This is a genomic window from Pseudomonas sp. PICF141 (assembly GCF_002286815.1).
Classification (GTDB): domain Bacteria; phylum Pseudomonadota; class Gammaproteobacteria; order Pseudomonadales; family Pseudomonadaceae; genus Aquipseudomonas.
On sequence record NZ_MUNM01000016.1, the window covers coordinates 36,408 to 61,537 of the forward strand.

General features: G+C 58.6%; 24 protein-coding genes. 14 read left to right on the top strand and 10 right to left on the bottom strand.

The window, feature by feature from the left end; genetic code table 11:
- Positions 1–310: 310 nt before the first annotated feature.
- The 5 genes from BZL43_RS01355 to dksA form a co-directional block, all read right to left on the bottom strand.
- Positions 311–1,750, bottom strand: a complete 1,440-nt coding sequence (locus BZL43_RS01355; RefSeq protein WP_095630636.1) for a sigma-54 dependent transcriptional regulator — start codon at positions 1,748–1,750, stop codon at positions 311–313.
- Positions 1,751–1,772: 22 nt separating this feature from the next.
- On the bottom strand, positions 1,773–4,727 hold the full coding sequence (locus BZL43_RS01360) for a sensor histidine kinase (protein ID WP_168185049.1): 2,955 nt from the start codon (positions 4,725–4,727) through the stop codon (positions 1,773–1,775).
- The gene (locus BZL43_RS01365) at positions 4,711–4,887 is read right to left on the bottom strand and encodes a hypothetical protein (RefSeq protein WP_003176118.1); all 177 of its coding nucleotides are present in this window, start codon (positions 4,885–4,887) and stop codon (positions 4,711–4,713) included. Before BZL43_RS01365 ends, BZL43_RS01360 begins: the two co-directional genes overlap by 17 nt.
- 77 nt (positions 4,888–4,964) lie before the next feature.
- Positions 4,965–5,861: a tRNA glutamyl-Q(34) synthetase GluQRS gene (gene gluQRS / locus BZL43_RS01370; RefSeq protein WP_095630654.1), complete on the bottom strand. Its 897-nt coding sequence runs from the start codon at positions 5,859–5,861 to the stop codon at positions 4,965–4,967.
- Positions 5,862–6,066: 205 nt separating this feature from the next.
- Positions 6,067–6,510, bottom strand: coding sequence for an RNA polymerase-binding protein DksA (dksA, locus tag BZL43_RS01375; protein ID WP_030130357.1), 444 nt, complete (start codon positions 6,508–6,510; stop codon positions 6,067–6,069).
- A 334-nt stretch (positions 6,511–6,844) separates the two neighbouring features.
- On the opposite strand from dksA, the gene BZL43_RS01380 reads away from it, so the two are divergent.
- On the top strand, positions 6,845–8,017 hold the full coding sequence (locus tag BZL43_RS01380; RefSeq protein WP_095630637.1) for a pyridoxal phosphate-dependent aminotransferase: 1,173 nt from the start codon (positions 6,845–6,847) through the stop codon (positions 8,015–8,017).
- A complete protein-coding gene (sfsA, locus tag BZL43_RS01385; RefSeq protein ID WP_095630638.1) occupies positions 8,017–8,730 on the top strand; it encodes a DNA/RNA nuclease SfsA in 714 nt (237 codons plus the stop codon). Before BZL43_RS01380 ends, sfsA begins: the two co-directional genes overlap by 1 nt.
- Here sfsA and BZL43_RS01390 read toward each other — a convergent pair.
- A complete protein-coding gene (locus tag BZL43_RS01390) occupies positions 8,719–9,036 on the bottom strand; it encodes a Rieske (2Fe-2S) protein (RefSeq protein WP_095630639.1) in 318 nt (105 codons plus the stop codon). The genes sfsA and BZL43_RS01390 overlap by 12 nt on opposite strands.
- Before the next feature lie 239 nt (positions 9,037–9,275).
- Here BZL43_RS01390 and BZL43_RS01395 point away from each other — a divergent pair, with 239 nt between their 5' ends.
- The 3 genes from BZL43_RS01395 to BZL43_RS01405 are packed head-to-tail and all read left to right on the top strand — an operon-like array spanning position 9,276 to position 11,914.
- Positions 9,276–10,259 carry an iron ABC transporter permease gene (locus BZL43_RS01395; RefSeq protein ID WP_168185050.1) on the top strand — a complete coding sequence of 328 codons (984 nt, stop codon included), beginning with the start codon at positions 9,276–9,278 and terminating at the stop codon, positions 10,257–10,259.
- Positions 10,259–11,026 carry a heme ABC transporter ATP-binding protein gene (locus BZL43_RS01400; RefSeq protein WP_095630641.1) on the top strand — a complete coding sequence of 256 codons (768 nt, stop codon included), beginning with the start codon at positions 10,259–10,261 and terminating at the stop codon, positions 11,024–11,026. Before BZL43_RS01395 ends, BZL43_RS01400 begins: the two co-directional genes overlap by 1 nt.
- A gap of 21 nt (positions 11,027–11,047) precedes the next feature.
- Positions 11,048–11,914 carry a ChaN family lipoprotein gene (locus BZL43_RS01405; protein ID WP_095630642.1) on the top strand — a complete coding sequence of 289 codons (867 nt, stop codon included), beginning with the start codon at positions 11,048–11,050 and terminating at the stop codon, positions 11,912–11,914.
- 265 nt (positions 11,915–12,179) lie between these two features.
- On the opposite strand, the gene BZL43_RS01410 is transcribed toward BZL43_RS01405, so the two are convergent.
- The 3 genes from BZL43_RS01410 to BZL43_RS01420 all read right to left on the bottom strand — a co-directional run bounded on the left by BZL43_RS01410 (position 12,180) and on the right by BZL43_RS01420 (position 14,678).
- A complete protein-coding gene (locus BZL43_RS01410; protein ID WP_007902045.1) occupies positions 12,180–12,452 on the bottom strand; it encodes a TfoX/Sxy family protein in 273 nt (90 codons plus the stop codon).
- Positions 12,453–12,685: 233 nt separating this feature from the next.
- Positions 12,686–13,030: a pentapeptide repeat-containing protein gene (locus BZL43_RS01415; RefSeq protein WP_095630643.1), complete on the bottom strand. Its 345-nt coding sequence runs from the start codon at positions 13,028–13,030 to the stop codon at positions 12,686–12,688.
- Positions 13,031–13,121: 91 nt separating this feature from the next.
- A complete protein-coding gene (locus BZL43_RS01420; RefSeq protein ID WP_095630644.1) occupies positions 13,122–14,678 on the bottom strand; it encodes a bifunctional aminoglycoside phosphotransferase/ATP-binding protein in 1,557 nt (518 codons plus the stop codon).
- A gap of 118 nt (positions 14,679–14,796) precedes the next feature.
- Between BZL43_RS01420 and mrcB the strand changes: the two genes are divergently transcribed.
- The 3 genes from mrcB to BZL43_RS01435 are packed head-to-tail and all read left to right on the top strand — an operon-like array spanning position 14,797 to position 18,201.
- The gene (gene mrcB, locus BZL43_RS01425) at positions 14,797–17,115 is read left to right on the top strand and encodes a penicillin-binding protein 1B (protein ID WP_095630645.1); all 2,319 of its coding nucleotides are present in this window, start codon (positions 14,797–14,799) and stop codon (positions 17,113–17,115) included.
- 16 nt (positions 17,116–17,131) lie between these two features.
- On the top strand, positions 17,132–17,866 hold the full coding sequence (locus BZL43_RS01430) for a tetratricopeptide repeat protein (RefSeq protein ID WP_095630646.1): 735 nt from the start codon (positions 17,132–17,134) through the stop codon (positions 17,864–17,866).
- Positions 17,866–18,201, top strand: coding sequence for a YqcC family protein (locus tag BZL43_RS01435; RefSeq protein ID WP_095630647.1), 336 nt, complete (start codon positions 17,866–17,868; stop codon positions 18,199–18,201). The genes BZL43_RS01430 and BZL43_RS01435 overlap by 1 nt, the downstream gene beginning before the upstream one ends.
- A gap of 20 nt (positions 18,202–18,221) precedes the next feature.
- Here BZL43_RS01435 and BZL43_RS01440 read toward each other — a convergent pair whose 3' ends face one another.
- A complete protein-coding gene (locus tag BZL43_RS01440; RefSeq protein ID WP_095630648.1) occupies positions 18,222–18,644 on the bottom strand; it encodes a DUF4124 domain-containing protein in 423 nt (140 codons plus the stop codon).
- 400 nt (positions 18,645–19,044) lie between these two features.
- Here BZL43_RS01440 and BZL43_RS01445 point away from each other — a divergent pair, with 400 nt between their 5' ends.
- From BZL43_RS01445 to msrQ, 6 genes are all read left to right on the top strand, one after another.
- Positions 19,045–20,769: an acetolactate synthase 3 large subunit gene (locus BZL43_RS01445; protein WP_095630655.1), complete on the top strand. Its 1,725-nt coding sequence runs from the start codon at positions 19,045–19,047 to the stop codon at positions 20,767–20,769.
- A gap of 2 nt (positions 20,770–20,771) precedes the next feature.
- Positions 20,772–21,263, top strand: coding sequence for an acetolactate synthase small subunit (gene ilvN, locus BZL43_RS01450; protein ID WP_003176102.1), 492 nt, complete (start codon positions 20,772–20,774; stop codon positions 21,261–21,263).
- Positions 21,264–21,310: 47 nt separating this feature from the next.
- Positions 21,311–22,327, top strand: a complete 1,017-nt coding sequence (gene ilvC, locus BZL43_RS01455) for a ketol-acid reductoisomerase (RefSeq protein WP_095630649.1) — start codon at positions 21,311–21,313, stop codon at positions 22,325–22,327.
- A 145-nt stretch (positions 22,328–22,472) separates the two neighbouring features.
- Positions 22,473–23,330, top strand: a complete 858-nt coding sequence (gene pssA, locus BZL43_RS01460; RefSeq protein ID WP_095630650.1) for a CDP-diacylglycerol--serine O-phosphatidyltransferase — start codon at positions 22,473–22,475, stop codon at positions 23,328–23,330.
- A gap of 63 nt (positions 23,331–23,393) precedes the next feature.
- Positions 23,394–24,407, top strand: coding sequence for a protein-methionine-sulfoxide reductase catalytic subunit MsrP (gene msrP, locus BZL43_RS01465; RefSeq protein ID WP_095630651.1), 1,014 nt, complete (start codon positions 23,394–23,396; stop codon positions 24,405–24,407).
- Positions 24,407–25,027, top strand: coding sequence for a protein-methionine-sulfoxide reductase heme-binding subunit MsrQ (msrQ, locus tag BZL43_RS01470; protein WP_095630652.1), 621 nt, complete (start codon positions 24,407–24,409; stop codon positions 25,025–25,027). Before msrP ends, msrQ begins: the two co-directional genes overlap by 1 nt.
- Positions 25,028–25,130 lie beyond the last annotated feature (103 nt).

Here is a 25,130-nt window from a genome sequence, read left to right on the forward strand (position 1 = left end):
CGCCTCTCCAAAAGAATCAGTTAGCTACGCCTCTCGCCGTCTTGTTTTTATTGTGCGTGAGTCGATACGTCTTATTTTTATTGTCTTGTTCATTGCTTGTTATTGTTCTTGTACTGAACATATAGCAGGGTGCGTGCCAACTTTTGTGAAACCCAGTAAAACAAGGGGTTAGGCGGGCTGATGAGATGATTGGGGGCCAAAAAAAGCCGGGGCTTCGTTACCGTAAGCCCCGGCTTCTGTTACGTGAAAAAGCTGAGGTAACAGTTTTTTCACAATGTCATGTGTTACCCGCACATGCGACAGGTGCGGTTCAGCTCTCGCTGGCCACGCCGGTCTTGCGCCGCGGAATGCCCAGGCGCTGACGGCGTTCCCACAGGCATTTGCGACTGACTCCGAGTTTGCGGGCCAGTTCGGTTTCGGTCATGTGGTCCTGATGCTCGAGGACGAAATGCTGGAAGTAGTCTTCCAGGGACAAATCTTCAGTCGGTTCATGGCTGGTGTTACCGGCGCCATTGCCCTGCTGGGGCGCCAGACCGATGAAATCATCGTCTTCCAGATCGCTCAATTCGATATCGATGCCCAACAGCTCTGCGGAAATCTCCGGGCTTTCGCACAGAATCACTGCACGTTCGACCGCGTTTTCCAGCTCACGAACATTGCCCGGCCATGAGTAATGTCGAATGGCCTGTTCGGCATCAGCAGCAAATCTCAAATCGGTACGGCCAATCCGAGCGCTCTGTCGCGCGAGGAATGCAGTGGCGATTTCATTGACGTCCGCGCCGCGCTCACGCAAGGCCGGCAGTTTCAGGGCGATTACGTGAAGGCGGTAATACAGGTCTTCACGGAACTGGCCAATCTTCGCCAGGCTCTTGAGGTCCCGGTGTGTCGCAGCAATCAGGCGTACGTCGACCTTCTGCGACTGCACCGAACCGACCCGGCGGATTTCCCCTTCCTGCAACACCCGCAGCAGGCGTGCCTGGGCTTCCAGCGGCAATTCGCCGATTTCATCGAGGAACAAGGTGCCGCCGTCCGCTGCTTCCACCAACCCGGCACGCCCGGCACTGGCGCCGGTAAACGCGCCTTTTTCGTGGCCGAACAGTTCGGACTCGATCAGGCTTTCCGGAATGGCCGCGCAGTTCACCGAAATCATCGGCGCCTTGGCGCGTTTGGACAGGTTGTGCAGGGCGCGTGCTACCAGTTCTTTACCGGTACCGGATTCGCCCTGGATCAGGACATTGGAATCGGTTGGCGCGACTTTGCGGATCTTGCTGTACAGGTCCTGCATCGGCGGACACGAGCCGATGATGCCGATTTCGCCGTTGCTGTTGTCGACACCGTTTTTCGCGGCGCCATTGCTCGTTTTACCGACGACCGGTTCACCGCTGGCTTGTTGCGCCGATTGCCGGTCTCGCAGGATTCGCGCGACCGCCTGGAGCATTTCGTCGTGATCGAAAGGCTTGGCGATGTAATCCACCGCGCCCATTTTCATGGAATCGACGGCCGAACGCAGGCTGGCGTAACTGGTCATGATCAGCACCGGGGTGCCTTGGCCAAGTTTGATCAACTCGGTACCAGGTGCGCCCGGCAGACGCAGGTCGCTGACGATCAAGTCAAACGTGGGGATGCTGAAACGCTCTTGTGCTTCCTGCACGGATCCGGCTTCGCTGACCTGGTACTGGTTACGTTCCAGCAGACGGCGCAAGGCGGAGCGGATAATTGTTTCGTCTTCGACGATCAAAATGTGCGGCATTGATTCGATACTCTCGACGGTCTCAGTTCACAGCGGACGTCGCTTCGACATGACGCGGCAAAGTTACCCGGATACGGGTGCCGCGTTGGCTTTGAACATCAGCCGGGCTGTCGATGGTGATTTGTCCATAATGCTCTTCAACGATGGAATAGACCAGTGCAAGGCCCAGACCGGTGCCTTCGCCAGGGTCCTTGGTGGTGAAGAAAGGTTCGAATAGTCGGTCCATGATGTTCGAGGGGATACCACTGCCTTCGTCTTCGACGATCAGATCGACCGTGTGTTCGCCGGCTTCGCTTTTAACGCGCACTGCGCTGCCCGGAGGCGAGGCGTCGCGGGCGTTTGAGAGCAGATTGATCAATACCTGGGCAAGCCGCTGCGGGTCACCTTCTACCCAGTGGTCGGGGTCGCACAGGTTGTAGAACTGTACTTCGAAATTGCGCCGGTTCAAGGCCAGCAGGCCGATGGCATCCTGGGCCACTTCCGCCAGACAGACGGGCTCGTCACTGTGCTGGTAACTGCCGGCGTGGGCGAAGCTCATCAGCGACTGAACAATGCGGGACACGCGTTTGGTCTGCTCGAGGATCTGCCCGCTGATTTCCGTGAGTTCGGTGTCGTCCTCGCGTTCTTCACGCAAATTCTGCGCAAGACAGGCAATGCCGGTGATCGGGTTGCCGATTTCATGGGCCACGCCGGCCGCCAGTCGACCGATGCTGGCCAGGCGCTCGGAGTGCACCAGTTTGTCTTCGAGCATCTGGGTTTCGGTCAAGTCTTCTACCAGCAGCACCAGGCCGCTGTTACCCGGCGCCAGCGGCTCATCAATCGCCGCTTTGTGCAGGTTCAGCCAGCGCGTCTGACCGTCGAGGGCCAAGTGCTGTTTATGCAAATGCTCGTCCGGCAGGTTGATGAAACCTTGCAGCAGCTCTTTCCAAGGATCGGCAATGGTGCTCAAGCGCGAACCGACCACACGCTGCGCGGCAATCCCGGTCAGTTCCTCCATGGCTTTGTTCCACATGAGGATTTCCTGATCCTTGGCCAGCGAGCAGACGCCCATCGGCAATTCCTGCAAGGTCTGGCGGTGGTAGCGGCGCAAGGCATCGAGTTCGGCGGCAAGACCGGTCAGGCGCGAGTGGTAGTCCTCGAGGCGGCTTTCGATGAAGTGGATGTCTTCAGTGACGTAGTTTTCGCCGCCAGCCTTGTAGGGCAGGAAGGTTTCGACCATATCCTGCGCCACGCTCGGTCCCATCAGGCCGGAAAGGTTGGCTTCGATACGGTCCCGCAGACGGCGCAAGGCGTATGGCCGGCGTTCGTCGAACGGTAGATAGAGATCACGCAGCGCCTGTTCGACTTCTTTCTGCGCAGCCTTGGCGCCCAATGGTTTTGCAAGCTGCGTGGCAAATTCCTGAGGCGAGGCGGCATGCAGTTCGCGGCGTTGCGGGCGGCGAACGTTATCCACGGCGCAGGCTTCGGCGGCGCTGGCCTCTTCGGGGCTGGCGTTGGTGAACAACGAAATCAGGGTGAACATCAGCACGTTGGCGGCCAGCGAGGCAATTGCTGCCATGTGCCAGCTGGTGTCGTCCAGTACGTAGATCATGTTCAGCAGTGGAATGTAGAAGCCCTGCAGATTGCCGACCAGCGGCAGCAGCATGGTGACCAGCCACACCAGAATTCCCGCCAGCAGGCCGGCGATGAAGCCGCGACGGTTGGCGGTCGGCCAGTACAGCACCGACAACACGCCCGGCAGGAACTGCAACGTGGCAACGAAAGCGACGATGCCGAGGTTAGCCAGGTCCTGCTCGGCGCCCAGCATCAGGTAAAAACCGTAACCGGCCATGATGATGGCGACGATCAGCGCCCGGCGGGTCCATTTCAGCCAACGGTAGATATTGCCCTCGGCGGGCGGCTGATAGAGCGGCAGCACCAGATGGTTCAGCGCCATCCCGGACAACGCCAACGTAGTGACGATGATCAGGCCGCTGGCCGCCGACAATCCGCCGACATACGCCAACAGCGCCAGAGCTTTGCTGTTGGCGGCGATGCCAATGCCCAGGGTGAAATATTCCGGATTGGTCGTGGCGCCCAGTTTCAGCCCGGCCCAGAGAATCAGCGGCACCGCGAGGCTCATCAACAGCAGAAACAGCGGCAGACCCCAACTCGCACTGACCAGCGAGCGTGGGTTGAGGTTTTCGGTAAAGGTCATGTGATACATGTGCGGCATCACGATCGCCGAGGCGAAGAACACCAGCAGCAGCGTGCGCCATGGGCCTTCCTGCAATGGTGTGTGCAGGGCGGCGAGGGCGGTCTGGTTTTGCAGCAGCCACAGTTCCAGCTGTTGCGGGCCGTCGAACACGCCATACAGCGCATACAGACCGACGCCGCCAAGCGCAATCAGCTTGATCACCGACTCGAAGGCAATCGCGAACACCAGGCCTTCATGTTTCTCGCGGGTAGCGATGTGGCGTGAGCCGAAGAAAATCGTGAACAGTGTAATCAGTGCGCAGAAGCTCAAGGCCACGCGATGCTGCACCGGCTCGCGGGTGAGGATGCTGATGGAGTCGGCCACTGCCTGAATCTGCAACGCCAGCAACGGCAGCACGCCGATCAGCATGAAAATTGTGGTCAGTGCACCGGCCCAGGTGCTGCGGAAACGAAACGCAAACAAGTCAGCCAGGGATGAGAGCTGATAAGTGCGGGTGATTTTCAGGATCGGGTACAAAAGCACCGGCGCCAGCAGGAAGGCCCCGGAAACCCCGAGGTAGCTGGACAGAAAGCCATAGCCGTACTGATAAGCCAGGCCCACCGTGCCGTAAAACGCCCAGGCACTGGCGTAGACGCCCAGCGACAGGGTGTACGTCAGCGGGTGGCGAATGATCGCCCGGGGGATCATGCCCCGTTCGCTGATCCAGGCCACGCCGAACAGCACCGCCAGGTACGCGGCGCTGATCAGGATCATCTGGGTCAGGCTAAAGCTCATCAGCATCTTTTTGGCTCTGCAGGATGAAGGTCACGACAATCAGAATCAGCCAGAGCAAATAAGGGCGATACCAGGCGCCCGTGGCGTCGATCCACCAATCCATGATGGCCGGGGAGAACAGATAAATCCCCACTACCAGGAGCAGGACCAAGCGATAGATGTACATCCCGGCCTCTCTTTTTTATGCGCGTGCCCGAAAACGTGCGGCGATGGTAACGGATGGGCGCGCCACTGCAAGCGGCATCACTGCAATTGCGCTTCGGGCAACGTCAGTGTGCGCGGGATCAGCGCTGCATCCCAGTGGGCAATTCCCCAGTTCAGCACTTGCCGTGGCGTGGCGTCATTCAGTTCGGTCGCAGGCTTGTGCCCCAGCGCGCGCAATGCGCGCAGCAACAGTGGCGTGGCCTGATCTTCGGTCAGCGGCGGCGATCGATAGGATTTGCCGAGTTTGTGGCCGTCAGGCTGGGTAATCAGCGGGATGTGCAGGTAGCGCGGTTGCGGCAGGCCCAGCAGTTCTTGCAGATAGAGTTGGCGCGGCGTGGAATCCAGCAGATCGGCGCCGCGCACGATATCGGTGATGCCTTGCCAGGCGTCGTCCAGCACCACTGCCAATTGATAGGCGTAAAGCCCATCGCGGCGGCGGATCACGAAATCACCCACCTCCCGTCCCAGATGTTGACGGAACTCGCCCTGCACCCGGTCGATGAAGTGGTATTCCAGTTCCGGCACGCGCAGGCGGATCGCGGCGTTTTCGGTGCCGTGCCCCGCGTTGCGGCAGAATCCGGGATAAATGCCGTGATACGGCTCCAATTGCTTGCGTGAACAGGTACAGGCGTAGGCCAGGCCCTGATTGAACAGGCGATTGATGACTTCGTCATAGGCCGCGTGCCGGTCACTCTGTCGGACCATGTCGCCATCCCACTCGAACCCGTAGCTTTCCAGCGCCTTGAGAATCGCCGCTTGAGCGCCCGGTTCTTCGCGGGGCGGATCGAGATCTTCCATGCGCACCAACCAGCGGCCGCCGACCGAACGGGCATCAAGGTAGGAGGCCAGTGCTGCGACCAGCGAACCGAAATGCAAATGCCCGCTGGGGGTGGGGGCGAAGCGGCCGATGTAGGCAGGGGAGGCGATGGCGGTCATAAGGGCGATGTCAGGCTGTTTAATCGTTTTGAGCATGGCTTGAAGCCGCCTTCGCGAGCAAGCTCAGCTCCTACAGGAAATTGCGTTGCCTTTGTAGGAGCGAAGCTTGCTCGCGAAGGCAATTTCAAGACGCAACAAATCAGCAAATGTCAGAAACAAAAAACGGAGCGTTCGCACGCTCCGTTCTTCGTTCAAGTGGCCAGGATTACTTGCCGACTTGTTTTTCCTTGATTTCCGCCAGGGTCTTGCAATCAACGCACATGTCGGCGGTAGGGCGGGCTTCCAGTCGCTTGACGCCGATTTCGACGCCACAGGATTCGCACCAACCGTATTCTTCGTCTTCGATCAATTGCAGGGTTTTGTCGATTTTCTTGATCAACTTGCGCTCGCGATCGCGGGCGCGCAATTCGAGGCTGAATTCCTCTTCCTGGCTGGCACGATCTGCCGGGTCAGGGAAGTTGGCCGCTTCGTCTTTCATGTGATCAACAGTACGGTCGACTTCCTGCATCAAGTCCTGTTTCCACTTGTTCAGGATCTTGGTGAAGTGAGCGCGCATGGGCTTGCCCATATACTCTTCGCCCTTCACTTCTTTGTAGGGTTCGAAGCCGCTGATCGACTGGTTTTGCTGTTGCTTTGCTTGGGTGGGCATGAAATGGACCGCCTCTACTCTTGTAATCCATTGCGCAGGATTGCTCCATCACCGACACCTGCCGGCCCTGCGGCTGCAAGCGGGCGAACTTACCAGATCAAATCGGACCGCGCTACTCCCGGATGTCGAGCCCGCAGCCCGTGGCGCTTGCAAAATATTGCAAAGCCTTGCCTGGTGGCTCTGGAGACCTGATCAATTATTGATTTTAGTCAAACCTGGAGCATACGCTTGAATCGTTTGAGACCCACGTTATATGGGCTCTGACCGCTTTAGGTTCTCGCTCGTTCCCGGGCTTGGGTAGAATCGATTCTTTTCCCCGTTGTAAGGAAGGCTAATGGCTCTGTCCTACAGTGCGCGCAGTCGCGCCATCGAACCGTTTCACGTCATGGCCCTGCTGGCGCGGGCCAACGAGCTGCAAGCAGCCGGCCACGACGTGATTCACCTGGAAATTGGCGAGCCGGACTTCACTACCGCCGAGCCGATCATCCAGGCTGGCCAGGCCGCGCTGGCGGCGGGGAAAACCCGTTATACCGCCGCACGCGGCATTCCCGAGCTGCGTGAAGCCCTTTCGGGCTTTTATCAGCAACGCTACGGGCTGAACATCGATCCGCAACGAATTCTCATCACGCCCGGCGGTTCAGGCGCGTTGCTGTTGGCCAGCGCCTTGCTGGTGGACCCGGGCAAGCACTGGCTGCTGGCAGACCCGGGCTACCCGTGCAACCGGCATTTCCTGCGATTGGTGGAGGGCGCGGCGCAACTGGTGCCGGTCGGCCCGGACGTGCGTTATCAACTGACTCCGGACCTGATCGCGCGTCACTGGGATCACGACAGTGTCGGCGCCTTGGTGGCATCGCCGGCCAACCCGACCGGGACCATCCTGACCCGCAACGAGTTGGCCGGGCTCTCTGCAGCGATCAAGGCCCGCCACGGCCATTTGGTGGTCGACGAGATTTACCATGGCCTGACTTACGGCACGGAGGCGGCCAGCGTGCTGGAAGTCGATGACAGCGCCTTCGTCCTTAATAGTTTTTCCAAGTATTTCGGCATGACCGGCTGGCGTCTCGGTTGGCTGGTTGCGCCGGAAGCGGCGGTCGGAGAGCTGGAGAAACTCGCCCAAAACCTCTACATCAGTGCCCCGAGCATGGCCCAGCACGCTGCATTGGCTTGCTTCGAACCGGCCACTATCCAGATTTTCGAGGAGCGCCGCGCCGAGTTCGGCCGACGCCGTGATTTCCTGCTGCCCGCCCTGCGTGAATTGGGTTTCGGTATCGCCGTAGAGCCGGAAGGCGCGTTCTATTTGTACGCCGATATCAGCAAGTTCGGCGGCGATGCCTTCGCGTTCTGCCGGCATTTCCTCGAAACCGAGCACGTAGCGATCACGCCGGGCCTGGACTTCGGGCGTTATCAGGCGGGGCATCATGTGCGGTTTGCCTATACCCAAAGCCTTCCACGCCTGCAGGAAGCAGTCGAACGGATCGCTCGCGGCTTGCGCAGTTGGCAAGGCTGATGCGATTTCATCCTCCCCTCGAAGAAGGTCGCTTGATTCGTCGTTACAAGCGTTTTCTCGCTGATATCGAAACCGTTGGCGGCGAGTTGCTGACTATTCACTGTCCAAACACCGGTTCTATGCTTAATTGCCAGGTCGAAGGCGGGCAGGTCTGGTTCAGCCGTTCCAACGATCCCAAGCGTAAATTGCCCGGCACCTGGGAAGTCGGAGAAACCCCACAAGGGCGGTTGTTTTGCGTAAACACCGGGCGCGCCAACGGTTTGATCGAGGAGGCGTTGCGGGCCAATGTCATCACCGAACTGAACGGCTTTACCGAACTGAAGCGCGAAGTGGCCTACGGTCAGGAAAGCAGCCGCATCGATTTCTGTCTCGATTACCCGAGCGGGCCCGCCTATGTAGAGGTCAAAAGCGTCACCTTGGGCTTCGATGGCTCGTTGGTGGCGGCATTTCCCGATGCCGTGACCCAGCGCGGGGCCAAGCATTTGCGCGAGCTGTCGCATTTGGCCCGGGACGGAATTCGTGCGGTGCAGCTGTATTGCGTGAACCTGACCGGTATCGACTCCGTACGTCCTGCTGAAGAAATCGATTCGGCCTACGCGGCGGCGTTACGCGAAGCGGTGGCGTGTGGGGTTGAAGTGCTGGCCTATGGCGTGCACTTGACCCACGAAGAGATGGTGGTCGATCGGCGCCTGGAGGTGCTGTTAAACGGTTAGCCAGATCCCTTGCGCGTCTTCGAGGCAGGGGATGGTGGTCAGGGATTGCCCGGCGCACGGGCCAGCAACGCATTCGCCGTCTTCGATCAGAAACAGCGCGCCATGGGTGGCGCACTGGATCAGGCTGTTGCTGGGGTCGAGAAACTGGTCGGGCTTCCATTCCAGTTCGACGCCCCGGTGCGGGCAGCGATTTTCATACACATACACCCGGCCGCCCCGGCGCACGGCCAGGAGTTTCTGACCGTCGACGTCGAAACCGCGACTGCTGGCATCAGCCAATTCGGCGCCAGCGCAAAGAAACTTCATGTCTATCCTCAAGTCTCGCCGCTCGTGACCGGAGAGGTCCGAACTTGACGTTCAAATGCAAGCAACTATCAAATGGCCGCTCACCCACAGGGCGATTGCCGGATGCCGAGGATACTTGGCCTGTTCTCTCGATGCCCGGCAAAACTTTCAAGGAAGCTGTTTATGCGTCTGAGTACGACCGGCCAATGACTCTTCTGGTTAAACCCCGTGCATTATTCATCGGCCTGAGCCTGCTGTGTTTGCTGGCGATCTGGTTGTCGCTGGCGTTGGGGCCGGTGAGTTTGCCGTTATCCGACACGTTATGCGCGGCGTTGCGGCTGCTGGGTTTACCCATCGCGCCCGACGGGTTGGAGCAGGCCGAGCTGATCCTGGGACAGATTCGCTTGCCACGAACCTTGCTGGGCCTGGCGGTGGGCGGCGTTTTGGCGTTGTCTGGGGTGGCAATGCAGGGCCTGTTTCGTAACCCTCTGGCCGATCCGGGATTGGTGGGTGTCTCCAGCGGCGCGGCTTTGGGTGCAGCCATCGCGATTGTCAGCAGCTCGGTGTTCGGCGGTCTGCCTGAATCCTTCGGGCCTTACCTGTTATCGGTGTGCGCGTTTCTCGGTGGGCTGGGTGTAACGGCGCTGGTCTATCGACTGGGGCGGCGCAATGGCCAGACCAACGTCGCCACCATGCTGCTGGCCGGTATTGCATTGACTGCACTGGCCGGTTCGGCGGTCGGGTTGTTCACCTACCTGGCGGATGACGCGACCCTGCGCACGTTGACGTTCTGGAACCTGGGCAGCCTTAACGGCGCCAGTTATTCACGACTTTGGCCATTGCTGCTGGTGAGCATCGGTGTGGCGCTGTGGCTGCCGCGACGGGCCAAGGCCTTGAATGCATTGTTACTGGGGGAGTCAGAGGCCGGTCACTTGGGTATTGATGTCGAAAGGCTTAAGCGCGAACTGGTGTTCTGCACGGCACTGGGCGTCGGTGCGGCGGTCGCGGCAGCGGGGATGATCGGCTTCGTCGGTCTGGTGGTACCGCATCTGGTGCGACTGCTGGCTGGCCCTGATCATCGGGTGCTGTTGCCGGCGTCTCTTTTGGCGGGGGGCAGTTTATTGTTGTTCGCAGATCTCGTGGCGCGGCTGGCCCTGGCGCCGGCCGAGTTGCCGATCGGGATTGTCACGGCCCTCATAGGGGCTCCGTTCTTTCTGTATTTACTGCTCAGAGGGCGTGCCTGATGTTGCGCACGCAAAATCTGCAAATCCGGCGCGGTCGAAAGATTGTCCTTACGGGCATCACCCTTGAACTCAAACCGGGCACAGTCCTCGGTGTGCTCGGGCCCAACGGTGCCGGCAAAAGCACGTTGCTCGGCGCCCTGTGCGGTGAATTGCAGGCGGACCACGGCAGTGTCTGGCTCGATGAACGCGAACTGAGTCATTGGACCGGGGCGCAGCGAGCCCGGCGTTTGGCGGTGTTGCCGCAAGTGTCGACCCTGGACTTTGCCTTTCGCGTCGAAGAAGTGGTCGGCATGGGGCGCCTGCCTTATCAAAGCGGCCGGCTGCGGGATGACGAAATTGTCGCCGCCGCGCTGCACGCGGCCGATGCGCGGCACCTGAGTGGACGCAGTTATCTGGCGCTGTCTGGCGGTGAGCGTCAGCGGGTACACCTGGCACGCGTCCTGGCGCAGCTCTGGCCGGGGGAGGCGGGGCAAACGTTGTTGCTCGATGAACCGACATCGATGCTCGACCCGTTGCATCAACACACTACTCTGCAAGCGGTACGCGAATTCGCCGACCGTGGCGCCGCGGTGCTGGTGATCCTGCATGATCTGAATCTGGCGGCACGTTATTGTGATCGTCTGTTGTTGCTCGAGGGTGGGCGCCCCGTGGCGCTGGATACGCCGGAGCAGGTGCTGCGCCCAGAGCCGCTCAAGGCCGTGTTCGGGCTGGAAGTACTGGTACAACCGCACCCGGAGCGTGGGCATCCGCTGATCATCGCCCGCTGAACATTTCATTGAGGTGAGAACATGCGTGTGATGGTGATTCTGGCTGTGCTGATATTGAGTGCCTGCCAACATGGGCCGGTGCCGCCGCCACCCGTCAGCGGCGAAATCCTGGAGTTGCGCAGCGGTAAAAGCCTGACGGCGCATGAGCTGCTTGCACGGTTAGCCAAGCCTTCGCGGTTGATTGTCGGCGAGCAGCATGACAATCGTGATCACCATCAAGTGCAACTGTGGTTGTTACAGACGCTGAGTGAGCAGCGACCCCAAGGCAGTTTGCTGCTGGAAATGCTCACGCCGGATCAACAAGGGCGCGTCGATCACATCAAGCATTCTTCACCGCTACCCGCTGACTTGCCCAATGCGCTGGCCTGGCAACCGGGGTGGGACTGGAATCTCTATGGGCCGATCGTCGGCTTTGCCCTGACTCAACCGTACCCGTTGCTGGCGGCCAATCTGGATACGCTTGAAGTCCGTAATGTCTATGCCAAACCCCCGGTATTGAGTGGTTCGCTTTCCAACGCGCCGATGGTCAAGGATAAGTTGCTGGCGCAGATCAACGATTCCCATTGCGGCCTGCTGCCTGCATCGCAAATGCCCGCGATGTTGGCGGTCCAGCAGCAACGTGACCGGCGGATGGCCGGGCGACTACTGGCTGCACCAGCGCCTTCATTGCTATTGGCCGGCGCCTATCACGCGCGTAAGGATGTCGGGGTGCCAATCCATGTGCAGGATTTGGGTGAGCCTGAAGCGCCGATGGTGTTGATGCTGGCGGAGCAGGGCGCCGAGGTCACGCCGGCCATGGCCGATTACGTCTGGTATACGCCTGCCATGCCACCTCAGGATTACTGCGCGCAAATGCGCAAACAGTTTGGCAAGCAGGCAGGGCAGTAAACCGGCGAGTTTTCCACAGGCAAAAAAAGACCCGGCAAGAGCCGGGTCAAATAACCGTGATTAGCCTGATGAGGAGATAATCTGAGAGTCCGAACCAAGGGCTTTTCAGAATATCGACCAGTCTCGCGACCAGTTGTGGTAATCATAGCGATTCTCATTACCATGTCAATCGCTGATTTTTGGTTTTCTTTGACCTCACCCGTTCCCTTGGGTGAAAGGCTTGCAATCATTGGTTTTCAGGCTGCGTGCAAACGTAATGATCCATTCAAATCTTGTGGCGTGACGAAATGGCGTCCAGCTGTTTGTTCAAAGCTTCCTTGCGTTCGGCGGGAATGTCGTTCCAGTGAACATCCATCAGTGCGCCTTCGATCGCATACAACAACACCTTGGAAGCCCGAAAACCGCGCGTGCGCACGGCTCGATAAGCATCTACAGCTCCCAGCCGACGCAAGTCCGATGCACTGTGGATGCCCACGGCATGCAGCCATTGCGCCGACGTCTTGCCAAGATTTTTCAGGTGTTGCAGTTCATCATTCATCAAGCCTCCTTGCGACAGCCGAACGGTGCGTGGGCGAGCCTCTCAGCAGTGTAGCCATCAGTAGGAAAAGCGTGATTGTTTGGTCGGTTTCGGCGCAAATGCTTCTAAGACGCGGGCTCTGGAAGTGGCGGGTAAAGGCTGCGAGTGCGCTCGGAAAGACGTGAATTTCGGGGGGGTAAAAAAATACAAGTCCAACGCAAGGCAGGGGCGCCGGACTTGTCAGGGCGTCGCTTTTAGCGAGTGCGATAACGCAGGCGCGTACCGAAATTCATCGACATCAGAATTTCATCGGCACTCAGTTCCGGCGGAAAGTAGGCGCCGGAGATCTGCGCGTGGGCCAGGCTCGCCCCTTCAAGGGAAGCGTTGCGAAAATCGATGCCGCGCAAGTCGGCGGAACGGAAATAGGCATCGGTGAAATCGATGCCGTCGGCGTTCAGTTCACGCAGATCGAGACCACGGAAGTCGCCACCGACCATGTCGATAGGTCCGCCCGAGGGCCGTTCGTTGTTAAAGCCTGTGATGTCGTCTTTGTGCAGCAAGGCATAAAGCGGGGTGTCGAGAAGTTTCGGCTGGCTCATGTCGCATCACCTGATGGTTTTATGACGCCAGTATAGTGCCACTATTTGACAGCCGTGAAGCCGGTGAGGGCTTCACGGTTGAATTAGTTTCTTACAGGCCTGGAAGGCGCTGACGAATCTGCGCAACGACGGTATCGAGCGTGCCACTTTCATTGGTCTGGACGCGTTTGCTGCACAGGATTTCTGCTGGCGTCAGGGCCTCGCGGCTGGCTTGCTGGGCGGTGATTACGGCCAGGTTGGCATCGGAGGGATCGTTATTGTCTGCCTGACGTTGCTTCAGCCAGCTCTCGATCACCGCTTGCGGTGCGTCACAGTCGAGAATCAGGAATGGCGCCCCCGTGGCTTCGGCGATTTTTGCCGCACCGTCGCGTTGGTCACGCTTGAGGTAGGTGGCATCGACCACCACCGGGAAACCGGCATGCAAAATTACCCCGGCGATTTCATGCAGGCGGCTGTAAGTGGCGGCGCTGGCGTCGGCACTATAAATGCCGGCCTGCAGGTCGTTCGGTACGGCTTGCTCGCCGAACATACGCTTGCGCTCGACATCGGAACGCAGGCGTATGGCGCCCAGCGCTTCCACCAGGCGCATGGCCACGTGGCTTTTACCGACAGCGGAAACGCCGTGGGTAATCGCCAGAAAGCGCGAAGGAATGGTGCTGTAGCTTTCCGCCAGGTTGGCGTAGTTGCGGTACTGACGCAGCGTGGTGGCGCGCTGCACCGGATCGGCCTCGGCTGGCATGCTGAACAGGCTGACCTTGGCGCGAACCAATGCGCGGTAGGCTTTATAGAAGTTCAGCAGCTCCAGGCCCTGATAGTCGCCGGTCAGCTCCAGATATTGGCTGATGAAACGGCGCGCCAGGCTTTTCAGGCCGCGATCTTCCAGGTCCATGGCCAGGAAACCGGTGTCGGCGTAAACGTCGGTGAAGCGGAACGGTTCGTTGAACTCGATGCAGTCGAAGATCACGACCTTGCCGTCGATCACGGTGGCATTGCCCAAATGAATGTCACCGTGGCATTCACGAATGAAACCATCGGCCTTGCGCTGGGCGAACAGCGGCTTGAGACGCTCGAAGCTGCTTTCGGCCCAGGCTTGCAACGCCTCGAGTTGCAGCAGATCGGCCTTGTCGCTGAGGAATGGACGGATCTGTTCGAAGTTCTGCCGTACCGGCGCCATGACGCTGTCTGGCGTGCCAGCTTCATGTTCGGCAGGTACTTTCGGCGCGCTGAGATGGAACTGAGCGATCTGCGCCGCCATCTCGTCGATGTGCGTGGTGGTCAATTCGCCGTTGGCTTGCAAGGTGCTGAGCAATTGGCTTTGTGGGAACTGGCGCATCTTCAGGGCGTAATCGACGACCGGTCCTTCGCCGCCCAGTTGGGGGGCCTCGGCGCTGCCAGTGATCGGCAACACTTCCAGATACAAATCATGGGTCAGACGCTGGTTCAGGCGCAGCTCTTCAGCACAGAAATGCTCGCGAGCCTGGAGGCTGGTGAAGTCGAGGAAGCCGAAATTCACCGGCTTCTTCACTTTATAAGCGTAGGGGCCGGTGAGCAGCACCCACGAAATATGGGTTTCGATGACCTGAAACCCTTCTACGGGATGCGGGTAGAGGGCCGGGTTTTGCAGGGCAGCGATCAGGGACTGGCTCACAGGCGATCCTTCAGAGTCTGGGAAAAATTCAAGGCCGCCATTATGGCCGCAAGTCTGCCCGACGCAAACCTCAGCAGGCTTCTGTCGAGGACGAATAAAGTGCGTATAATCCGCCGCCATGACTCGTACTCGATCCCCCCGCACCCCAAAAAAACCACCTTCCAAGGGCATGCGTCCCTGGCTGGGCTGGGCCCTTAAACTCAGCCTGGTAGGCCTCGTGGTGCTTGCCGGGTTCGCGGTTTATCTCGACGCTGTCGTCCAGGAGAAGTTCTCCGGCAAACGCTGGACCATCCCGGCCAAGGTGTACGCGCGCCCGCTTGAACTGTTCACTGGCCAAAAGCTGAGCAAGGAAGACTTCCTCACCGAGCTCGATGCCTTGGGCTACCGACGCGAAGCCATCAGCAACGGCCCCGGCGCGGCGGCGGTCAATGGCAATACCATCGACTTGAACACCCGAGGCTTCCAGTTCTATGAAGGCATGGAAACGGCTCAGCCTGTGCGCGTACGCTTCTCCGGCGATTACGTGGCCGAGCTTTCGGCGACCAACGGTTCGAAGCTTTCTGTGGTGCGACTGGAGCCCCTGCTGATTGGCGGGATTTATCCGAAAAACCTTGAAGACCGCATCCTGATCAAGATCGATCAGGTTCCGCCGTATCTGCTCGAAACACTGATTGCCGTGGAAGACCGGGATTTCTACAGTCACTGGGGCGTGTCGCCGAAGTCGATTGTCCGAGCCGTCTACGTCAACACCTCGGGCGGCAAAATGACCCAGGGCGGCAGTACGCTGACGCAACAGTTGGTCAAGAATTTCTACCTCACCAGCGAACGCAGCCTGACCCGTAAGCTCACCGAAGCCATGATGGCGATGTTGCTTGAGCTGCATTACGACAAGCGCGAAATTCTTGAGGCTTACCTTAATGAAGTGTTCGTGGGCCAGGATGGTCAGCGCGCGGTGCACGGTTTCGGTCTGGCCAGCCAGTTCTTCTTCGGGCAGCCATTGTCCGAGCTGAAGCTGCATCAAGTCGCTTTGTTGGTGGGCATGGTCAAGGGGCCGTCCTATTACAACCCGCGTCGCAACCCTGAGCGGGCGCTGGAGCGTCGCAACCTGGTGCTCGATGTTCTGGGGGAACAAGGCGTTGCCACCGCCGCACAGGTTGAGGCGGCGAAGAAAATGCCACTGGGTGTGACCACGCGCGGCAAGTTGGCCGACAGCTCGTTCCCGGGCTTTCTGGACCTGGTTAAACGTCAGTTGCGCGAAGATTACCGCGACGAAGACTTGACCGAAGAAGGGTTGCGGATTTTCACCAGTTTCGACCCGATCCTGCAGATGAAAGCCGAAGCTTCGGTCAATGACACGTTCAAGCGTCTGGCTGGGCGCAAAGGGTCCGATGAGGTTGAGGCGGCCATGGTCGTGACCAATCCGGAAACCGGAGAAGTCCAGGCCATGATCGGCAGCCGTCAGGCAGGTTTCGCCGGTTTCAACCGGGCGCTGGACGCCGTACGACCGATCGGCTCGTTGATCAAGCCGGCGGTTTATCTGACAGCCCTCGAGAAGCCGAGCCAGTACACGCTGACCAGTTGGCTGTCGGACGAATCCTTCTCGGTCAAAGGCGCGGACGGTCAGGTCTGGAAACCACAGAACTATGATCGCCGTTCCCACGGTACGGTGTTCCTTTATCAAGGGCTGGCGCATTCCTACAACCTGTCGACCGCGCGTCTGGGCTTGGCAGTGGGCGTACCGAATGTCTTGAAGACCCTGGCGCGTCTGGGGGTGAGTCGCGAGTTTCCCGCGTTCCCGTCAATGCTGCTGGGCGCTGGTGGCTTGACCCCGATCGAAGTGGCGACCATGTACCAGACACTGGCCAACGGTGGGTTCAATACGCCAATGCGCGGAATTCGCAGCGTGCTGACCGCCGAGGGCGAGCCCCTCAAGCGTTATCCGTTCCAGATTCAGCAGCAGTTCGATCCGGCGTCCATTTACCTGGTTCAGAGCGCCATGCAACGGGTCATGCGTGAAGGCACCGGTAGCTCGGTATATAACGTGTTGCCGAAAACCCTGACGCTGGCCGGCAAGACCGGTACCAGTAACGATTCGCGGGACAGCTGGTTCGCCGGTTTCAGTCAGGATCTGTTGGCGGTGGTCTGGCTGGGGCGCGATGATAACGGCAAGACGCCGTTCACCGGCGCCACCGGTGCGTTGCAGGTCTGGACCAGTTTCATGCGCAAAGCCGATCCGCTGCCGCTGGATATGCCGCAGCCAGATAACATTGTTCAGGCCTGGGTCGATTCGCGCACTGGGCAAGGTTCTGAAGGCAGCTGCCCAGGCGCAGTGCAGATGCCGTATATTCGCGGCAGCGAACCGCCCCCGGGTCCCGCTTGCGGTGGTGAAAACCCCGCTGAATCGGTGATGGATTGGGTCAAGGGCTGGATGAATTAAGCAAAGAGGGTTTCAAGTGAACAAGTGGTTGATTCCGGCGGTAACTGCCGTGGCTTTGCTCAGCGGTTGCTCTACTGTACAGCGCGGCTCGATTCCGGTTGTGGATTCCGGCACCGCCGTCTCCAACAGCGAACGGATTTCGGCGAATGGCGGTTTCCGGCAGTCGACGGTAAAACGTCCTGCACAAGCCCAGACTCAGGCAATCCCGCAAGGTGACACTGGCGTCGTCGTGATGGTGCCAGGTGGTGGCGCGGTTTCCTCGGCCCCGATCAGCACTTCGCCTATTACCCCGGGCCCGATCACTCCGGGGCCGATTGATACCTCGCCGGTCCAGTCGGCACCGATCAACCAGGGCAGCTACAGCATGCCGTCGACGCCGAGCGGGATTCCTTCCGCAAGCTCCGGCGGCCTGTCCGCCGATGAGCAACTGGACGGTCCGGTCCTGGCGTTGTTGACCACTGCCCAGCAGCAACAGGCCAGTGGCGACCTTAATGGCGCGTCTTCCAGCCTCGAGCGGGCCCAGCGTGTCGCACCGCGTGAGCCGCAAGTGCTTTATCGTCTGGCTCAGGTACGTATGGCTCAAGGCGATGCGGCTCAGGCCGAACAATTCGCTCGCCGTGGTTTGACGTTCGCCAATGGTCGTCCGGCTCTTCAGGCCAGCTTGTGGGAATTGATCGCCCAGGCGCGTGAGAAACAGGGTGACTCCGCCGGCGCAGCGTTGGCGCGTCAGAAGGCCAAGGTCTCGCTGTGATGGATGCACGCTTCCCGAAGATTGCCACACAGTTGCTGTTGATCGAGCGCGAACTGCGCGTTCAGGGCTGGTGGGACGAAGTTTCGCCATCCGCTGAGGCGCTATCCAGCGTCGAACCGTTCTCGGTGGATACGCTGGATTTCGAGCAATGGCTGCAATGGATCTTCCTGCCAAGAATGAAGTCGATCCTGGAACAAGACCTGCCATTACCCAACGCGTCGGGGATTCAGGAAATGGCCGAAATGGTCTTCGCCGCCCGCAACGTCCAGGGTAAGGATCGGCAGCTTCAGATCTTGCTCAAAGAGTTCGACCTGTTGATCACCACCTCTCGCTAACTCCAATCCGTTGCAGGGTCCTACATGCAGTTTTTTGCGATCTGTTTCTGTGCTTCGGTGATGCGTTCCTGACGTTGTTGGTCGGTCAGGCGGCGCATCTCACCTTCGACATCCTCCCGTAGTCGCGGATTATTCTGCAGTTGAGCCAGGTTGGTTCGAGCCTGCTCGCAGAACACTTTTAACTGGGCTTGCTGCTCGGCAACCTGCTTTTTCACTTTGTTGTCGATAGCCCGTTGATCGCCTATGACATCGCTGCGCGTTGGCGTACTCGGTTTGCCGATGGGCGGGGCGGGCGTCACGACGAGGGTAGGCTCCTGGCCTGGGGGCGGTTGCCCATCGAAATGGGTGACGCCCTGGGCATCGACCCATTTATAGATCTGACCCGCCATGCACAGAGGGCTCAGGCTGATCAGCAGGCCGGCGGTGAGGAAGAACGTTCGCATGCCATTTCCTTGTCATAAGTGCGCAATCGAAGCTAACACAGTTGCGGTTTAAAGGTTTTTTCTTGCGTTCTCATGTGCTTAGTTCGAATAAAGCACATTGACGGCTTGACTTGCGATGGGCGAAACAGAAGAATCCAAAGTCCGCTGTAGAGGGACTGCCAGAAGCAGACCCACTCGGTAGATCATGAGGCGCACATCCGCGCCGACCTGTTACACCCGCAACGCGTTACCTCGCGCTGGGTGGGAAAGGCCCGCAACACTTGGGACGATCCCAATACTTGCTCAGTCAGTGCTGACGTAGTCGGCGACCACCGTCGCTCATGCTCTGCCGAGAAGTAAACCTATTAAGACCCGTCCTCTTGTATGTGGGCGGTATTCTGGCGTTTTAGAGGTGAACAACGTGGAGCTTTTATCTGGCGGTGAGATGCTCGTCCGCTTTTTGCGTGACGAAGGCGTCAAATATATCTACGGGTACCCGGGTGGTGCTCTTCTTCATGTCTATGATGCCCTGTTCAAAGAACCGGAAGTGACCCACATCCTGGTTCGCCACGAGCAGGCTGCGACCCATATGGCTGACGGCTATGCCCGCGCCACCGGTAAAGCCGGTGTGGTGCTGGTAACCTCCGGCCCGGGCGCAACCAACGCCATCACCGGTATTGCCACGGCCTACATGGACTCCATTCCGATGGTGATCATTTCCGGCCAGGTGCCTAGCACCATGGTAGGTACCGATGCATTCCAGGAAACCGACATGATCGGTATCTCCCGGCCAATCGTGAAGCACAGCTTCATGATCAAGCATGCCTCGGAAATCCCGGAAGTCATGAAGAAAGCGTTCTATCTGGCGCAATCCGGTCGTCCTGGTCCGGTCGTTGTCGATGTCCCGAAAGACATGACCAACCCGGCCGAGAAGTTCGAATACATTTTCCCGAAAAAAGCCAAGCTGCGTTCCTACAGCCCGGCCGTTCGCGGTCACTCCGGGCAAATCCGCAAGGCAGCCGAAATGCTCCTGGCGGCCAAGCGTCCTGTGCTTTATTCAGGTGGCGGCGTGATTCTCGGTGGTGGATCCGCGCCGCTGACCGAACTGGCCAAAATGCTCAACCTGCCAGTGACCAATACCCTGATGGGCCTGGGTGCCTACCCTGGCACCGACCGTCAGTTCATTGGCATGCTCGGTATGCACGGCAGCTACACCGCCAACCTGGCGATGCACCATGCCGATGTGATCCTTGCAGTCGGCGCGCGTTTCGATGATCGCGTGATCAACGGTCCGGCCAAGTTCTGTCCGAATGCCAAGATCATTCACATCGACATCGACCCGGCTTCGATCTCCAAGACCATCAAGGCAGACGTGCCTATTGTCGGTCCGGTCGAAAGTGTCCTGACCGAAATGGTCGCGATCCTCAAGGAAATCGGCGAGACCCCGAACAAGGAGTCCGTCGCCAGCTGGTGGAAGCAAGTCGATGAGTGGCGCGGCGATCGCGGCCTGTTCCCTTACGACAAGGGCGACGGCAGCATGATCAAGCCACAGACCGTGATCGAAACCCTGTGCGAAGTGACCAAGGGCGACGCCTTTGTAACCTCCGACGTGGGCCAGCACCAGATGTTCGCCGCGCAGTACTACACGTTCAACAAGCCAAACCGCTGGATCAACTCCGGTGGCCTGGGCACCATGGGCTTCGGTTTGCCGGCGGCCATGGGCATCAAGTTGAGCTTCCCGGATGACGACGTCGCCTGCGTTACGGGCGAGGGCAGCATCCAGATGAACATCCAGGAACTGTCGACCTGCCTGCAATACGGTTTGCCGGTGAAGATCGTCATTCTGAATAACGGTGTGCTGGGTATGGTCCGCCAGTGGCAGGACATGAGTTATGGCAGCCGTCACTCGCATTCCTACATGGAATCGTTGCCTGACTTCGTCAAGCTGGCCGAGGCTTATGGCCACGTTGGCGTGCGCATCACGGAATCGAAAGATTTGAAGTCGAAGATGGAAGAGGCGTTCGCCATGAAAGATCGCCTGGTGGTAATCGACATTTCGGTCGACACCAGCGAGCACGTCTACCCGATGCAGATCAAAGACGGCTCCATGCGCGATATGTGGCTGAGCAAGACGGAGCGTACTTAATCATGCGGCACATTATTTCCTTGCTTCTGGAAAACGAACCCGGCGCTTTGTCTCGTGTAGTCGGCCTGTTCTCGCAGCGCAACTACAACATCGAAAGCCTGACCGTGGCACCAACCGAAGACCCGACCCTGTCGCGTCTGACGCTGACCACTGTCGGCCATGATGAAGTCATCGAGCAGATCACCAAGAACCTGAACAAGCTGATCGAAGTGGTAAAACTGGTCGACCTGTCGGAGAGTGCTCACATCGAGCGTGAACTGATGCTGGTCAAGGTCAAGGCCACCGGCGCCCAGCGCGCCGAGATCAAGCGCACCACCGATATTTATCGCGGGCAGATCGTTGATGTCAGCGCTAGCGTGTATACCGTTCAATTGACCGGTACCAGCGACAAGCTCGACAGTTTCATTCAATCGATCGGGACTGCCTCGATTCTGGAAACCGTACGCAGTGGCGTCACCGGGATTGCCCGCGGCGACAAAGTACTTAGCATCTAAACCAAATTAGCGAATGGCCTGAAGGGCCAGATATAAAGGGGAAATTCATGAAAGTTTTCTACGATAAAGACTGCGACCTGTCGATCATCCAGGGCAAGAAAGTTGCCATCATCGGTTACGGTTCCCAGGGTCACGCTCAAGCGTGCAACCTGAAAGACTCCGGCGTTGACGTTACTGTCGGTCTGCGTAAAGGTTCGGCTACTGTTGCCAAAGCCGAAGCTCACGGCCTGAAAGTGACTGACGTTGCTTCCGCCGTAGCGGCTGCCGACCTGGTCATGATCCTGACCCCGGACGAGTTCCAGTCTGCCCTGTACAAGAACGAAGTCGAGCCGAACATCAAGAAAGGCGCCACCCTGGCCTTCTCCCACGGCTTCGCGATTCACTACAACCAGGTTGTGCCACGTGCTGACCTCGACGTGATCATGATCGCGCCGAAAGCTCCGGGCCACACCGTGCGTTCCGAGTTCGTCAAAGGCGGCGGTATCCCTGACCTGATCGCTATCTACCAGGATGCTTCGGGCAACGCCAAAAACGTTGCACTGTCCTACGCTGCTGGCGTTGGTGGCGGTCGTACCGGCATCATCGAAACCACCTTCAAGGACGAGACCGAAACCGACCTGTTCGGCGAACAAGCCGTTCTGTGCGGCGGTACCGTTGAGCTGGTGAAAGCCGGTTTCGAAACCCTGGTTGAAGCTGGCTATGCGCCGGAAATGGCCTACTTCGAATGCCTGCACGAACTGAAGCTGATCGTTGACCTCATGTACGAAGGCGGTATCGCCAACATGAACTACTCGATCTCCAACAACGCTGAGTACGGCGAGTACGTGACCGGTCCGGAAGTGATCAACGCCGAATCCCGTCAGGCCATGCGCAACGCCCTGAAACGTATTCAGGACGGCGAATACGCCAAGATGTTCATCAGCGAAGGCGCCACCGGCTATCCTTCGATGACCGCCAAGCGTCGTAACAACGCCGCTCACGGTATCGAAATCATCGGTGAGCAACTGCGCTCCATGATGCCGTGGATCGGTGCCAACAAGATCGTCGACAAAGCCAAGAACTAAGTCCCGAGCTTGTACGGAAAACGCGGCCTAGGCCGCGTTTTTTCGTTTGGATCCGCCGGTTCTGGTATAAAGCTGCATTGTTTGTGGCCGAACCGTCGTCCCAGGCACCTGTCGAAACTTTCCACCCCGTTGCAAGGTAATGTCCATGAGCGAACGTCCCGAAGAGCCAAAGCAGGCTTCTGACGCCGAAAGCCTTCTGCCCGTCGATGAGCACATCGAAGAAGGGCATGACGCTGAAGGTCGTAAAGTCCGGCATCGTGGTATCTATCTGCTGCCGAATCTGTTCACCACTGCGAACCTCTTCGCCGGGTTCTATTCCATCATTAACTCGATGAGCGCCCAGAGTGCCTTGAGTGCTGGCGATGCGATCGGCGCGAGTAAATATTTTGCATTTGCCGCGATCGCGATTTTCGTCGCCATGGTGCTCGACGGCCTCGACGGTCGCGTTGCCCGTATGACCAATACCCAAAGCGCTTTCGGTGCCGAGTACGACTCGCTGTCGGACATGGTTGCCTTTGGTGTGGCCCCGGCATTGCTGGCATTCGGCTGGGCGCTGGGTGACATGGGCAAGGTCGGCTGGATGGTTGCCTTCATCTATGTAGCGGGGGCGGCGTTACGTCTGGCGCGTTTCAACACTCAAGTCGGCACCGCAGACAAACGTTACTTCATCGGCTTGGCCAGCCCCGCCGCCGCGGGTGTGGTCGCGGGCATTGTCTGGGCCTTCAGCGACTACGGCATTCAGGGTTCCAAGATGTCATTCCTGGTTGCCCTGATGGTTGCCGCCGCTGGCATGCTGATGGTCAGTAACATCAAGTACAACAGCTTCAAGGAGCTGGACTTGAAAGGGCGGGTTCCCTTTGTCGCGATCCTGGCGGTGGTATTGGTATTCGCCGTTGTGTTCAGTGATCCGCCGCGTATCCTGCTGCTGGTTTTCCTTGCCTATGCGGCTTCCGGGCCGATTCAGTACCTGCTGCGCCTTCGTCGGCACAAAAAAGCCGAGTGATGTAATTTCCCTCATACTCCGCAGTCTATGGGTGCATCTGTCCTCCAAAGCTGCGGAGTTGCCATGCTGATCAAAGTCCCTAAAGCGTCTGACTGTCATGAGTCGGACGTCACGCCTGAATCCCTCTATCTTTCTCGTCGCAGTGTATTGGGTGCTGCCGTCGCCGGTTTGGCGGTGAGCAGCCTGCCGCGTTGGGCAAGTGCCGGTGATGTTGCGCGTTATGGCGACGTCGAGCCTGGCAAGGCGCCGGCCTGGTTTGCCGAAAAGCTCCCTTCTACCAAATGGGGAGCAGTCAACGTCAAGGATGAGGCAATTACGCCTTTCAAGGACGCGACCCACTACAACAACTTCTATGAGTTCGGTACCGATAAAGGTGATCCCGCGGCCAACGCCGGGGCACTGAAAACCGAACCCTGGAGCGTGGTGGTGGACGGAGAAGTGGGGAAGCCGGGGCGGTATGCGCTGGAAGACTTCATGAAGCCCTATCAACTGGAAGAGCGCATCTATCGTCTTCGCTGTGTGGAAGCCTGGTCGATGGTCATTCCATGGATCGGTTTTCCTGTTTCGGCTTTGCTCAAGGAAGTCGAGCCGACGTCCAAAGCCAGGTTCATTCGCTTCGAAACGCTGCAGGATCCCAAGAGTATGCCCGGGCAGCGTTCCGGTTTTGCCCTGATCGACTGGCCTTATGTAGAAGGGTTGCGTCTGGATGAGGCGATGAATCCGTTGGCGATTCTTGCTGTGGGCATGTATGGACGTGAGCTGCCGAATCAGAACGGTGCGCCGCTGCGTCTGGTAGTGCCTTGGAAGTATGGTTTCAAGAGCATCAAATCCATCGTGCGAATCAGCTTGGTCAGCGAGCAGCCGAAAACCACTTGGCAGAGTATCGCCTCCGACGAGTACGGTTTTTATGCGAACGTGAACCCGACGGTCGATCACCCGCGCTGGACCCAGGCACGGGAAAGGCGTTTGCCGAGCGGTCTGTTCAAGCCCAATGTGCGGGACACGCAAATGTTCAACGGCTACTCGGATGAAGTTGCTTCCCTCTATACAGGGCTCGATCTGCGGAAGCATTACTGATGCGATATTTGTACTGGCGTATTGGTGTCTTCATCGCTGCCGCGATTTGGCCGCTGCTTTGGTTGTATCAGGCCTGGGCGGATGTGCTGGGGCCGGATCCCGGCAAAGTACTGGTTGATCGATTGGGGCAGGGGACGCTTGTGCTGCTGCTTATTACATTGAGCATGACGCCATTGCAGAAGCTCACCGGTTGGTCGGGATGGATAGCGGTTCGGCGGCAGTTGGGTTTGTGGTGCTTCGCTTATGTTGTCCTGCATTTGAGCGGTTACACCGCGTTCATCCTCGGCTTTGATTGGTCGCAGTTGGGCATCGAGTTGCGCAAGCGTCCCTACATTATTGTCGGAGTCCTGGGGTTTCTCTGTTTGCTGGCATTGGCAATAACCTCCAATCGCTACAGCCAGCGGCGCTTGGGCGCTCGCTGGAAAAAACTGCATCGGTTGGTTTATGTGGTTCTCGGGCTCGGCCTGCTGCATATGTTATGGATCGTTCGTGCCGATCTGAAGGAATGGGCGATCTATGCTTCTATAGGTGCTTTGTTGTTGGTGCTGAGATTGCCGCCTGTAATCCGTCGAATTCCGCGTTTAACAGCTAAAAAGCCTCCTTCTGCAAGAAAAGCTTAATCAAGGGTTGACGGCAGATTTTGAAGGCCTATAATTCGCCCCACTTCCGGCGCAGTCGAAACGGAAAACTCCTTGGTAAACAATGAGTTACGCGGTTTTCGGC

Coding starts and splice junctions, on each gene's coding strand:
- BZL43_RS01355 (WP_095630636.1), bottom strand. CDS start 1,750: ATGCCGCACATTTTGATCGTCGAAGACGAAACAATTATCCGCTCCGCC.
- BZL43_RS01360 (WP_168185049.1), bottom strand. CDS start 4,727: ATGCTGATGAGCTTTAGCCTGACCCAGATGATCCTGATCAGCGCCGCG.
- BZL43_RS01365 (WP_003176118.1), bottom strand. CDS start 4,887: ATGTACATCTATCGCTTGGTCCTGCTCCTGGTAGTGGGGATTTATCTG.
- gluQRS (WP_095630654.1), bottom strand. CDS start 5,861: ATGACCGCCATCGCCTCCCCTGCCTACATCGGCCGCTTCGCCCCCACC.
- dksA (WP_030130357.1), bottom strand. CDS start 6,510: ATGCCCACCCAAGCAAAGCAACAGCAAAACCAGTCGATCAGCGGCTTC.
- BZL43_RS01380 (WP_095630637.1), top strand. CDS start 6,845: ATGGCTCTGTCCTACAGTGCGCGCAGTCGCGCCATCGAACCGTTTCAC.
- sfsA (WP_095630638.1), top strand. CDS start 8,017: ATGCGATTTCATCCTCCCCTCGAAGAAGGTCGCTTGATTCGTCGTTAC.
- BZL43_RS01390 (WP_095630639.1), bottom strand. CDS start 9,036: ATGAAGTTTCTTTGCGCTGGCGCCGAATTGGCTGATGCCAGCAGTCGC.
- BZL43_RS01400 (WP_095630641.1), top strand. CDS start 10,259: ATGTTGCGCACGCAAAATCTGCAAATCCGGCGCGGTCGAAAGATTGTC.
- BZL43_RS01405 (WP_095630642.1), top strand. CDS start 11,048: ATGCGTGTGATGGTGATTCTGGCTGTGCTGATATTGAGTGCCTGCCAA.
- BZL43_RS01410 (WP_007902045.1), bottom strand. CDS start 12,452: ATGAATGATGAACTGCAACACCTGAAAAATCTTGGCAAGACGTCGGCG.
- BZL43_RS01415 (WP_095630643.1), bottom strand. CDS start 13,030: ATGAGCCAGCCGAAACTTCTCGACACCCCGCTTTATGCCTTGCTGCAC.
- mrcB (WP_095630645.1), top strand. CDS start 14,797: ATGACTCGTACTCGATCCCCCCGCACCCCAAAAAAACCACCTTCCAAG.
- BZL43_RS01435 (WP_095630647.1), top strand. CDS start 17,866: ATGGATGCACGCTTCCCGAAGATTGCCACACAGTTGCTGTTGATCGAG.
- BZL43_RS01440 (WP_095630648.1), bottom strand. CDS start 18,644: ATGCGAACGTTCTTCCTCACCGCCGGCCTGCTGATCAGCCTGAGCCCT.
- ilvN (WP_003176102.1), top strand. CDS start 20,772: ATGCGGCACATTATTTCCTTGCTTCTGGAAAACGAACCCGGCGCTTTG.
- ilvC (WP_095630649.1), top strand. CDS start 21,311: ATGAAAGTTTTCTACGATAAAGACTGCGACCTGTCGATCATCCAGGGC.
- pssA (WP_095630650.1), top strand. CDS start 22,473: ATGAGCGAACGTCCCGAAGAGCCAAAGCAGGCTTCTGACGCCGAAAGC.
- msrP (WP_095630651.1), top strand. CDS start 23,394: ATGCTGATCAAAGTCCCTAAAGCGTCTGACTGTCATGAGTCGGACGTC.
- msrQ (WP_095630652.1), top strand. CDS start 24,407: ATGCGATATTTGTACTGGCGTATTGGTGTCTTCATCGCTGCCGCGATT.